Source organism: Sphingomonas fucosidasi, assembly GCF_036663855.1.
Taxonomy (GTDB): domain Bacteria; phylum Pseudomonadota; class Alphaproteobacteria; order Sphingomonadales; family Sphingomonadaceae; genus Sphingomonas; species Sphingomonas faeni_B.
Map to the genome: position 1 here is coordinate 23658 of NZ_JAXOJR010000011.1, position 12263 is coordinate 35920.

At 64.6% G+C, this 12263-nt stretch carries 7 protein-coding genes, 1 tRNA gene and 1 other annotated feature; of the genes, 5 read left to right on the forward strand and 3 right to left on the reverse strand.

Annotated elements, in window-relative coordinates; translation table 11 throughout:
- Positions 1 to 53 precede the first annotated feature (53 nt).
- Complete coding sequence (locus tag U1737_RS17415) at positions 54 to 1163, forward strand: PepSY-associated TM helix domain-containing protein (RefSeq protein WP_332797650.1); 1110 nt, start codon at positions 54 to 56, stop codon at positions 1161 to 1163.
- 140 nt (positions 1164 to 1303) lie between these two features.
- On the opposite strand, the gene U1737_RS17420 is transcribed toward U1737_RS17415, so the two are convergent.
- Together U1737_RS17420 and U1737_RS17425 are read right to left on the reverse strand one after the other, a co-directional pair.
- Positions 1304 to 5920, reverse strand: a complete 4617-nt coding sequence (locus U1737_RS17420) for an NAD-glutamate dehydrogenase (protein ID WP_332797651.1) — start codon at positions 5918 to 5920, stop codon at positions 1304 to 1306.
- A 92-nt stretch (positions 5921 to 6012) separates the two neighbouring features.
- The gene (locus tag U1737_RS17425) at positions 6013 to 7119 is read right to left on the reverse strand and encodes a PAS domain-containing protein (RefSeq protein WP_332797652.1); all 1107 of its coding nucleotides are present in this window, start codon (positions 7117 to 7119) and stop codon (positions 6013 to 6015) included.
- A gap of 133 nt (positions 7120 to 7252) precedes the next feature.
- On the opposite strand from U1737_RS17425, the gene U1737_RS17430 reads away from it, so the two are divergent.
- Positions 7253 to 7328 (forward strand) — tRNA-Thr (locus U1737_RS17430).
- 891 nt (positions 7329 to 8219) lie between these two features.
- Here the strand turns inward: U1737_RS17430 and U1737_RS17435 are convergent.
- A protein-coding gene (locus U1737_RS17435; protein WP_443027152.1) for an IS3 family transposase occupies positions 8220 to 9451 on the reverse strand; the annotation gives its coding sequence in 2 pieces (ribosomal slippage) (positions 8220 to 9154 and positions 9154 to 9451; 1233 coding nt in all).
- Positions 9051 to 9167 (reverse strand) — a sequence feature (AL1L pseudoknot). Its footprint overlaps the gene before it by 117 nt.
- Positions 9452 to 9620: 169 nt before the next feature.
- On the opposite strand from U1737_RS17435, the gene U1737_RS17440 reads away from it, so the two are divergent.
- The 3 genes from U1737_RS17440 (at position 9621) to U1737_RS17450 (ending at position 11917) form a co-directional block, all read left to right on the forward strand.
- A complete protein-coding gene (locus tag U1737_RS17440) occupies positions 9621 to 9932 on the forward strand; it encodes a hypothetical protein (RefSeq protein WP_332797654.1) in 312 nt (103 codons plus the stop codon).
- Between the two features lie 1098 nt (positions 9933 to 11030).
- The gene (locus U1737_RS17445; RefSeq protein WP_332797655.1) at positions 11031 to 11405 is read left to right on the forward strand and encodes a hypothetical protein; all 375 of its coding nucleotides are present in this window, start codon (positions 11031 to 11033) and stop codon (positions 11403 to 11405) included.
- Positions 11406 to 11605: 200 nt separating this feature from the next.
- Entirely contained in the window at positions 11606 to 11917 is a 312-nt protein-coding gene (locus tag U1737_RS17450; protein WP_332797656.1) for a hypothetical protein, read from the forward strand.
- The last annotated feature ends 346 nt before the right edge of the window (positions 11918 to 12263 follow it).

The following is a 12263-nucleotide window of genomic DNA, read 5'->3' on the forward strand; positions in this document are numbered from 1 at the left end:
GATGGACTTGCGTACGTCCGCCATGCCACGCTCCACGAACGGGGGAATATTCGATGCGTAAACTGGCGATGCGACGGGCCTGGTTTCAGGTCCATAAGTGGATCGGGCTGATCCTCGCGATCCTGATCATCCCGCTTTCGCTGAGCGGCGCGGCGCTGGTGTGGCATAATGCGCTCGACCGGATCGTCGATCCGAGCCGCTATGCGGTGTCGGGGACGACGGTGCTCAGCCCGGACGCTTATGTCGCTGCGGCGGCGGCCCGGCTCACGCATGGCGAGCGGATCGCGCAACTGACGATGCCCGAGGATGGCGGGCCGGTGGTGATCGCGGCAGCGGCGGCGGGAAGTGCGCCTAAGCGGCCGGGGCCACCGCAGCGGACGATGGTGTATCTCGATCCGCCGACCGCGCGCGTGCTGGAGGTTTCGCCCTCGAATGGCGGCCTCGTGCGGTTCCTGCATGTGCTCCACGGGAGCCTGCAGCTACCCGGCGTCGGGCGGTCGATCGTCGGCTGGATCGGCGTGGCGATGATGGTGTCGTGCTTTACCGGGCTGTGGTTGTGGTGGCCGACGATCGGCAAATGGACGCGCGGGCTGCGGTATCGGCGGCATCGTAACGTCGATACCAACCTTCATCACCTGTTCGGCTTCTGGATCGCGCTGCCGCTGTTCGTGCTGTCGCTGACGGGCGCGTGGATCTCGTTTCCGCAGTTCTTCGGCAAGCTCACCGGCGAGGCTTCGCGGCCGAGAGGCGGGCCAGATCGCGGGGCGATGATGCGTGCGAAGCCGCTGGCGAAGCCCGCACAGCCGCTCGACGTGGCGATCGGCAAGGCGCGGGCGCTGGCCGGTGGCGCACCCTTGCGGAGTGTTGCGTGGCCGACCGATCTCAGTGCGGACTGGACCGTGACGTTCGCGCGCGGGGGGACGCCGGTCGGGGTGAAGATCGCCGACGATACCGGTGGCGCGACCGCGGCGCCGGCGCGGCCTCAGGGCGGCGTGGGGCGGTGGATGCGGCGGATCCACGATGGCACCGACATGGGGGCGCTGTGGCAGGTGATCATCTTCCTCGGCGGGATATTGCCGGCGGTACTGGCGGTGACCGGCGTGATCATGTGGTGGCGCGCGAGAGGATGGAAGGCGGAACTGGCGGCGCGTCGCGCGGCGTGAGCTGTCCCTCGCCCCGCTGGGGAGAGGGAAGGAGGAGCTCTTGCGACGGGAGGGTGAGGGCACGTGCTTTGGCTGGCGTGCCCTCACCCTCCCACGCTTCGCGCGGGCCCCCCTCTCCCCTGAAGGGAGAGGGTTAAGTGTTACCGCCCCAAGAGCACCCGCGCTTGCCCGGCGATCTGCGCTAGCATCGCCGCGTTCGGGACAGCCGCATGACGCGCGCGGTCGATGACAGCCTTGAACTGCGCGACCCGCGTAGCGTTCGCCGCCAGCCAAGCCTCGACCGCACCCTGCGGATCCTGTGCCCCACGCCGCGCGAGGAACTCGAGCCGCAACTGCTGGAAATCGCGCGCGAGACCGGCGATGAGCAGGCGCTCCCACGGATCGGTCGGGCTGATCCGCGCCGCATTCGCCTGCGCCCAATCCAGCCCGAGCGCCTGCCCGAGGTGCGTGAACGCGCGCGTGAGGACCGCCTCGTCGAGCGTCATCCGCTCGCCGAGATCGGCGAGACCAACCGCGCCGTCCATCTCGAACAGGCGGACTACCTTGCGCACTAGGTCACCCGGCGCACCAACCGCTTCAAGCTGGCTGGCGATACGGCTGCTCTGCGCACTCGCCTCTTCGAGCAGCAACGCTGCGGTCTGGCTGTCGAGCTGGGTGATGCCCTTCGCCAGCCGTGCGAGCACGTCGCCCGGTGCCGTTCCCGGCGCCGATACGCGCAACAGATCGGCGATCTGCGAGCGCGTCGCGACCGCCACCTCGTCGAACAACGCGATCCGCGCCGCCTCCGGCATAACGGCCGTCTCGATCTCCGCCCACAGCGCCGGCAGGTCGAACAGGCGTTCGGCGACGACGAACATCGCCGCGATATCGCCCATCGCCGCACCTTCCTCTTCCGCCAGCTCGAACGGGTAGAGGATGCCCAGTCGGTTGACGATCCGGTTGGCGAGCTTGGTCGCGACGATCTCGGGCCGCAGCCGGTGCTCGTCGATCGCGGTCGCAAAGCGCTCGCGCATCGCCGCGGGGAAGGCGGCGTGCAGGTCGGGCTTGAGCGCGTCGTCCTTGGCGATATCGCCATGCTCGATCGCGTCCTGCAACCCGAGCTTGGCGGTCGCCAGCAGCACGGCGAGCTCGGGGCGGGTCAGCCCCAGACCATCCTGGCCGCGACGGAGCAGGATATCGTTCGACGCCAGCCCCTCGACTGCCCGATCGAGCCGGCCCGCGCCCTCGAATATCTCGATCACGCGGACATAGCTCGGCACCGCGACCGCGCCGTCGGCCTCTGCGATCGACAGCGCCAGCGTCTGGAGGCGGTTGTCCTCCAGCACCAGATGCGCGACGTCGTCGGTCATGCTCGCGAGCAGCGTGTTGCGGTCCTCGTACCCCAGGCGCCCTTCGATCATCTCGCGGTTGAGCGCGATCTTGATGTTGACCTCGTTATCCGAGCAGTCGACGCCCGCCGAATTGTCGATGAAGTCCGTGTTGATCCGCCCGCCGCGCGCGGAGAACGCGATCCGCGCCGCCTGCGTGACGCCGAGGTTCGCGCCTTCGCCGATCGCGATCACGCGTAGGTCCTCGGCGTTGACGCGCAGGCGGTCGTTGGCGGGATCGCCGACCGCGACGTTCGCTTCCGATGCGGCCTTCACATAGGTGCCGATGCCGCCGAACCAGAGGAGGTCGGCCGGCGCCTTGAGGATCGCAGAGATCAGCGCGCCGGGCTCCATTTCGCTCGCGGTTATGCCGAGCGCGGCCTGCACCTCCGGCGACAGCTTCACGACCTTGTCGGTGCGCGCGAACACGCCGCCACCTTTGGAGATCAGGCTGGCGTCGTAGTCCGCCCAGCTCGACCGCGGCAGCGCGAACATGCGGTTGCGCTCGTCCCAGCTGGTTGCCGGATCGGGATCGGGATCGAGGAAGATGTGGCGGTGGTCGAACGCCGCGATGACCTTCAGCGTCTTCGACAACAACATGCCGTTGCCGAACACGTCGCCCGACATGTCGCCGCAGCCGACCACGGTGATGCTCTCGCTCTGCACGTCGAGGCCACGTTCGGCGAAGTGCCGCTGGACGCTGAGCCATGCGCCCTTTGCGGTGATCCCCATCGCCTTGTGATCGTAGCCGACCGAGCCACCGGAGGCGAACGCGTCGCCGAGCCAATAGCCGCGTTCGAGTGCGAGCGCGTTCGCCACGTCGCTGAACGTCGCGGTGCCCTTGTCGGCGGCGACCACGAAATATGGGTCCTCGCCGTCGAGGATCGTCACGCCATCCGGATGCACGACCTTGCCCTCGACGATGTTGTCGGTGATCGACAGCAAAGTGCGGATGAAGATCCGGTAGCTCTCGGTGCCCTCGGCCAGCCACGCGTCGCGGTTCGACGGGGCAGGGAGCTGCTTGGGATAGAAGCCGCCCTTCGCGCCGGTCGGCACGATGACCGCATTCTTGACGCGCTGCGCCTTCATCAGCCCGAGGATCTCGGTGCGGAAATCGTCGCGACGATCGGACCAGCGCAGGCCGCCGCGTGCGACCGGACCGGCGCGCAAGTGGATGCCCTCGACGCGGGGCGAATAGACCCACACTTCCCGCCACGGCACGGGGGCGGGGAGGCCCGGAATCAGATGGCTGTCGAGCTTGAACGCAAGCGCTTCCGACGCGGCGGACGTGAACGCGTTGGTCCGCAGCGTCGCCGCGATCAAATTGCGATACGCGCGCAGGATCCGGTCGTCGTCGATCGCGGTGACCGCGTCGAGCCCGGCCTCGATCGCCTGGTCCGCTTCGATCGCATTGCCGGGATGATCCGGGTGGTGGACCGCGGTAAAGCGCGCGATCAATGCCGCGGCGACCTTCGGCGCACGCCGCAGCGCATCGACCACGGTGGTCAGCCCATACGGAAGCCCCGCCTGACGCAGATACCGGAACCACGCGCGGAACAGCACGATCGCCTCGGGACGCATGCCGAGTTCGACGATCAGCCTGTTGAACGCGTCGTTCTCGGCAGCGCCTTCCAACACCGCCGCGATCGCGCCTTCGAGCACGGGGGCGTCGCTCTGCTGCGCCGCCGCGTTTGCCTCCAGCACGAAATCATGCACGAACGGCACGCTGTCGTCGCGCAGTCGCGTCGGCAATTCGCCGATCACGCGGAAGCCGAAATTCTCCAGCACCGGGACCGCGTCCGACAGCGGCAACGCGCCGCCTAGCTTGTAAATCTTGAGTTGGGGATCGGCACCGGCTTCCCCCGGAACGAGACGCACACCACGCGCATCCGGGTCGGCCAGCGCGGCGATCCGCTGGATATCCTCGGCGGCCTCGGCAGGCGTGCTGAGGTTGCGGTAATTCTGCGGGAACGCGGCGGCCCATTTCAGCGCAAGCCGTGCGGCGCGCGGAGGCGGCAACGTCTCGATCAAGGCCGCCTCGACGTCCGATACCCAGCCGCGCACCATCCGCTGCAACCGGAGCGCGAGCGGCGCGGCGTCGGGCATCCGTCCCTCGCCGCGCAGATCGAGCGTGTAGCGGATCATCGCGACCTCGCCGTCCTCCAGCGCGATCGACCAGTTCAGGATGCTCGCATTCGCCGCCTCCGCCAGCATGTCGCCGATCGCGACGCGGCGGCTGGTGGTGACGTCGTCGCGTGGCAGCCAGACGAACCCGAACAAATGACGCCCGAGCGCCGATTGGACTAGGACGAGCGCGGGCCGCGGCCGATCCGCCAGACTCATCGCGGTCAGCGCGAGGTCCTCCAGCGCATCGGGTGCGAACGCGATCACCAGGTCGTGCGGCAGCGCGGTGAACGCATGCGTCAGCGCCTTGCCCGCATGACCGCGCGGATCGAAGCCGAACTTGGCCTTCATCGCGGCGAGGCGCGTGCGCAACACCGGCACGTCGCGCGGCATCGCGGCCAGCGCGGCGCTGGTCCACAGCCCGCTGTAGATCGACAGCCCGGCAACCGTCGCGCCCTCCATCACCGGCACGACCACGAGGTCGAGCGGCACGGCGCGGTGCACCGTCGAGATCAGGTTCGACTTCAGCAACAGCGGTGCGTCGTTCCCCGCCTCGAACCACTCGATCGCCAGCGCACGCGAGGCTTCGGCGAGGATCGGCACGCGGTGTTCGTTACGCGCAATACCGAGCGCCGCGCCGCTGCTGCCGTCGCGATGCCAGACCTGATGGCCGAGCAGCGTCAGGTGCCCGTCGAGGAACCACTGCAGCAATGCCGCGCCTTCGCCCTCGGGCAGCTTGGCGATATCGTCGTCGAGCGCTCCTTGCATCGCGCGCCAGTCGGTCACCGCCGCGCGGACATCGGCCAATACGGCCGTGAGGTCCTCGATCAACCCGCGACGATCACGCGCATCGGCGCGCTCCATCTCGAGATAGATCATCGATTCGGGGCGGCCGGCGCCCTGGCCGTCCGCGTCGATCGCATACAGCGTGCCATCGGGCGTCCGCGTCGTCCGGACGACGGGGTGGATGATCCGATCGACCGCGATATCCTGCGCGCCGATCGCCGCGGCGATCGAATCGACCAGGAACGGCATGTCGTCGTTGACGATCGCGAGCCGCATCCGCCGCCGCGTGTCGTCCGCACTGATCGGCTCGATCGCGATCGCCGGCGCACCGTCGTCGCGGTGCGCGGCGGTCGCGGCCACGAACGCCGCGGCCTGCGCGACCTCCGCTGCCCCGAAGTCCTTGAGTTCGCCCGGAAGGGCCCGTTCGGTCAACCGGCCCGCAAGGGTTTCGGTGAGCGTTTTCAACGATTGGTTCGCCATAGGTCCGGGCCTATGCGCCCGCTATTCGCCTATCTCAAGGCTTGTGGCAGGTGCGAAGAGATATGCTGCGCCGCACCTAGGCCGCGGCGCACCTAGGCCGCGGCGCACTCCGCAGTGGCGATCGCGGTCAGGTCGCCGTCATAGCCGTCCAGAAAGCTCGGCAGCCCGCCGATCGGCACCTGATGACGTTGGGCATGCCGCAGCACGTCGGTAAACGTCGCGAGTCGGCCCGCATCGAAATTGGCGCCGAAGACGAGTTTGACGATCTGCGCCATCGCCGCATCCTCGCCCGGCAGGCACGCGGTGGACAGCAGGGCGGCGAGATCGTCGCCTTCATGCTCGGCCGCGACGGCAAAATCATGTGCCCGACCCAATGCCCGGTGCAGCGCGGCGCGGCTGCGGGCTTCGGCGGCACGGAATTGCGCGGCGCTCTCGCGTGCCATCGCCAGGTGCTCGCCCAGCGGGCCGGCCGGTACTATTCCGGAGGGCAGCGTTTCCGAGGGCAGGGGTTCGTCGAGCACGAGTTCCTGCATGACCGGTGCTGCGCTCGCGAAACCGCCGCTCGGACCATCGGCCCAAACCTGCGCGGTCTCGCCCAAGGCCTGCGGCGTCGCGCGGACGGCAGCGTCGAGTTCGGCCGCCAGGGTCACCTGCATGCCGGCGTCCGCGAGTTCCTTCCAGTTGATCACGCCGAAGATGAAGTCGATCGTCTCGCCGGCCGATGCGAACGGCATCAGGATGCCGCGGTACAACGTCGTGCGCCCCCGGCTGCTGACGAATTCCGCCTCGAAGCCGATCGGCGCGCGATTGGCGATGATCTGGAGATAATGATCGGTGAGGCGCGACAGCAGCGACCGGCTCGGCACGTCGGCGATCGTCGCGATCGGCCCCTCCAACCCGCATTCCTCGCGCAGTGCCCGACCGAGATACGCGATCTTCGGGTCGCCCATGCCATGGCTGAAATCGAGCAGCACGCTGTGCGGGCCGAAATCGGTGATCGTCTCGGGCTCGAGGTTCGCGATCGACGGATAGGGGCGTCCGTCGAGCAGCGACACCCAGTGATTATAGGCGCGCACGTGCATCCGCCGCTCGTCGCCGCCGAGATCGAACATCACGTCGTTGACGCCTGCGTCCGCCGCGTCGTGCGCGGGGGCCGTAGCGCCGGGCCGCCCGTCATCTCGCCCGCGTACTGTATTCATGCCAAACGCCCCCAAATTCACGGTCAGGCATATACGAGGCCATGGTAAAAGACCCGTAAATACGCAAACCGCTTGTCAGCGCGAAAACCCCCTGTTATGCGCCGCCCCCTCGACCGGAGACATCCGCCGTCGGGCCGCTTTAGCTCAGCTGGTAGAGCATCGCATTCGTAATGCGGGGGTCACAGGTTCGAGTCCTGTAAGCGGCACCACTACTTCATGGCACTTCCACAAGGGAACAGCGGCGGCTGAGGCTGAACGGTCTTTCCGATGAGTAGCCGTTTGGGTCCTGCTTGGGGCGCTTTGGGTAGGAACTGGGCTCGATCCCGCGTACCGGTTACTGGGCAACCCCGCCGCCAAGGGCGTTCGCTATAGTTCCCAAGGGCACCGCGAGAGCCTGATAACAAGAGATTGCCGCGAAGTACGCGACCCCTAAACCAGCGATGACAACGCATACGAATTGAATCGTGGACGAGCGCTGTCGATTTCGTTCGGCGCGTTGGGTCACACTTTGACCTGGCTTTTCCCGCGTCAGACTATGCCGGTCCGACGCCGACGGACGGCTCTTCAGCACGGGTTCGTTCACAAGGGCGGCTATGCTAACGGGATCCTGCGTCTGCACGCCGAAGCGGCTTCCACCCTTCCAAACTACTCTGCCAATGATCACCAGTGTCCCACGTCGAATGTCGACGTAAGTGCCGATGGCTGGCGGGTTCTTGCAAGAAATGAGCAAGCCCTTGTTTGACACGTCATGAATTCACCCGTCTGACCAATTACCGCTTATATTCAAGCGACATAGCACAGAAAGCTCTTTTAAATGTAGCAACAGTTATCTAGCCCACCGTCTGGTTGATCATGATCAGTATCTTAACGTGAGCGGAGTTCTAATTAGAGTAATGTCCTGAGTTGCCGTTTTCCTGCCTACAATTGGATCCATATCCGATGCAGTGGCACCACGTTCAATGTGCACTTCCACACGGGAAGGCGGCGGCTGACGCTGAACTGTGTTCCCGGTGGGCAGCCGTTTGGGTCCTACTTGGGGCGCTTTGGGTTTGGAAGCGTGCTGAACCGCCCCGGGTCTGCCAGAGACCTTGGGTTGTGAGTCACGCCGCCATATCGATGTTGTCTGCGGCAGCATAATATTGGTGTTCGGCTTCAGCAGGCGGGATGTTGCCGATAGGCTCGAGTAGCCGACGATGATTGAACCAGTCGACCCATTCGAGCGTGGCATATTCGACAGCTTCGAAGCTGCGCCAAGGTCCGCGCCGGTGGATCACCTCGGCTTTGTAGAGCCCGTTGATCGTCTCGGCCAAAGCGTTATCGTAGCTGTCGCCGACGCTGCCGACCGATGGTTCGATGCCGGCCTCGGCAAGGCGCTCGGTGTACTTGATAGACACGTATTGCGACCCGCGGTCGCTGTGGTGAATCAGGCCACCACGGTGAACCGGTCGGCGGTCATGAAGCGCCTGCTCGAGCGCATCCAGGACGAAGCTGGCGTGCGCCGTCCTGCTGGCGCGCCAGCCTACGATCCGTCTGGCGTAAGTGTCGATGACGAAGGCGACGTAGACGAACCCCGCCCAAGTCGCGACGTATGTGAAGTCCGACACCCAAAGCCTGTTCGGCGCTGGCGCGAAGAACTGGCGATTGACGTGATCGCGTGGGCACGGCGTTGTCTTGTCGCTGATGGTCGTACGCACCGGCTTGCCCCGGATCACGCCTGCCAAGCCCATCTCGCGCATCAACCGCTCCACGGTACAGCGCGCGACAGGAAAGCCCTCCCGCATCATCTGCCGCCAGACCTTGCGCATGCCGTAGACCGCGAAGTTCTCGGCGAACACGCGGGCTATCTCGGGTTTGAGCGCCACATCCTGCCGCGCCCGCGCCGACAGCCGCGCTGGATCCTGTCGCTGCGCGACGTGTTCGTAGTAGGTGGAGGGGGCGATCGGCAGGACACGGCAGATCGGCTCGACCCCATAGGCATCGCGGTGATCGTCAATGAAAGCGATCATCGCCGGAACGGGCGGTCGAGCTCCGCCTGCGCGAAATATGCCGACGCCTTACGCAGAATCTCGTTGGCCTGCCGCAGCTCGCGGACCTCGCGTTCCAGCGCCTTCACCTTGTCGGCCACCTCGGCCGGGACACCGGCACGCTTGCCGCTTTCGACCTCGGCCTTCTTGACCCATTCATGCAGCGTCTGCGGGACGCAGCCGATCTTTTCGGCAATCGATACCACGGTCGCCCATCTGGACGGATAATCCCGCTCGTGATCGAAAACCATCCGCACCGCTCGCTCGCGGACCTCGGGCGCAAACTTGTTCGTCGTCTTGCTCGTCATGGCTCCACCTTCTCAGGAGTTGGAGCCTCCGACAAACACGGGGCGGTTCATTGGCACAACACCGTCTGATCGGGTTGTGGGAGGTCCCCACGCCTGTCGACAAAACCAAGGCTCTGAAACTGCTCAAGCAGATGAGCATCACCAACATCCACGTAAAGGTTGTGAAGCCATGATCGCTATGCAGGTTGCAGAGATTATTGCGCAGTACGCCGTCTTTCTCGAACTGACCGACGAAGAGGACCTTAACCTCGACACTGCCGTGAAGATGATGGAAGCCTTGGCTGGTCAGCTTCAAGAGATGGACAAGGGATTTCTCCGTGAGCTCGTGAACGCGTTCCCGATCATAGCGGAACAATACAGCGGCGAGGCGCAAGAGGTGGTGCGCGGCATAGCTTATGGCTACTATCTTGAAGACGCGCTGGCAGCAGGCGACCCGGTCAAGCTGGCGGCACTGGAAGCTTTGCGCGACGCGAAGGGTTGAACGGCGGCACTTGGAATCGTGGGAATCTCAAGGCCGCACAGTTCAGCGTCGATGCTTACATCACTGACGACTGACCGAAATTATCCAATGATCTGAGTGCCCATCTTTGTTCCCTGTGGGGCACCAGGGTCCCCCCGCGGTTGGGGGGGCCATGCGCTTCCTCATAGAGCGACCAAGGCGCGGCACTTTCTACGGCGAAACGGCTCTGGTAATACCCCGGCGCGTCACCGCCCCAATCCATATTTCAATCTCAAGCCCTTCGTCCTTGCTTTCCTGAGCTGGGCCCACGCCCCTCTGTGAGGACGCTTATCCATGCTTCACGCTGGCGTGCGCTCATTGACGATTTTCCCGACTGGGATCTCGACAGCATGTCAGCAATGCAGGCAGCAATTCGGTTCATTTGGCAAAACATCGATAGACCGGGTTGCCCCCCGCTATTGGGTCCAGCCGCTCTCGCGAAGTCTTGGTAACCGATAAATTTCTGATGGGGTGAGTTTTCTGCGGGCGCTTGTTTTATGATTTTGCCCTAACGAGGTATTGCTGATTGCAATGTTCGATTTTGTTGATCAGATGTTCTTGCTGCACGAGCGGGTGGGGGAAGCAGCATGGTTCAGACAGCGGATGGCGAACACAAGTCAGGGGTTTCGCACTGGCTGCGAACCGGTAGGCTGCCGACAGCGCAAAGTCCCGAGGGTGTCGGACTCAAATTCGATCCATGGCACGATCCTGAAGACGGTCGGTTCACATTCGCAGGCGCAGGAAGCCATTATGGCTCGAGCGGCGCCGATCCGACCGGCGAACCAAGCATGAGTGATCGCAGCAAGTCGCGCGCCGCCAGACGCTCAAAGTCGGAAGCATTACGGGTCGGAACGTGGGTAGGCGATGGCCAGCGTAGAGCGGAACCCGGGCCATCCGGGACTCCCCCAAAGCGACGCTGGATCGCGTGCAGGTAGCCCGCCGAACCCGGTTGCTGAATTCGTCGGTGGCGTCGGTGAAGGGCTTTACGACGTCGGGAAGGAAACGGTGACGGGGGTTCATGCGGCACTGACGACAAATCCGGTGACGACCATTCGCAACGCTGGTCGTGGGATTGCGGGCATGATCGATACCGCGATCGCTGCCGAGGAGACGCCGGCTCGCGTCCCAGTATCGCGTGCAGCGGGGGCGGTCGCCAACGCCTCGGCGCGCGATATCGGTCGCGCTACGGGGGCGGTCGCAGCAAACGCCGCATTGGCAGCCACGCCGGGGGCAGCGCTCTCCAGGGTTTCCGCATTGCGCCGCCTTCGCGTGGCGAGGCCGCGCCCGACCTTTGATCCGCCGCAAATCGGCTGGGCAAAAGAGACGATCAAGTCCGACGAACCTTGGAAAGCCTATAATGACTCAGCGACTGGCGCGCGCCCTGGTCAGGCGCCGACACTGATGCGGACGATGCCGGACGGCTCGAAGCGACCGGTCAAGTTCGACGGCATATAAGGCGAATACGTGATTGATCGGAAGTGGGGCGTAGGGGACGCGCCGCATGCGCGAGCACAGCTATTGCGACAATCTCAGGTGTTGGCGCAACATCGACTTATCGGCACGTGGGAGGTGCCCACCCAAGTCCAGATGATCAAAGCGCTAAAACTACTGAAGAAGATGAACGTCACCAACATCAAAGTCAGGGTGGTGAAGCCATGATAGCCATACAGGTCGCCCGCATCATTGCTCGGTTTGTGATTTTTGCGGACCTGACAGAGGAAGATGCGCTGGATGCTGATGCCGCTGTTGAGATGATGGAAGTACTCGGCGCCCAGCTTGAAGCACTGGACAAGGGTTTCCTCCGCGAGTTGGTCGACGCCTTCGCTGTTATCCCCGCGGAATATAGTGGTGAAGCGCAAGAGGTAGTGCGCAATATCGCGTATGGGTTTTATCTCGAAGAAGCGCTCGCAGCCGACGATCCGGCGAGGCTGGCCGAGCTGGAAGCGCTGCGCGATGCGAGAGATTGAACGCGACGACACCGGGGCGATAACGATCTGAAGATCCCGCGATCCCGGTGCCGCGACCTTTCGATGAGTGGCGTTCGATTTGAATAGTCCAACGATCTGGTTGCCCAGCTTTAGCCCCTGTGGGGCACCACTTTAAAAGCATTCGGCGCATCGATAACGAGGGCACGATCTCGTGTCGCCATCATGGACTTGCGGTATCTAACCGTGGCTTCGTGCGATGGGCAGGCATGCTTTCATGAGGTTTGCAAAAATACTTGGGTGCACAGGATGGTGTATCCATGCTGGGCGCGATTCGGTCCGAGCTCACTGAACTAGCCAAGCCGGCCGAGTATGAAATCCTCTGCCC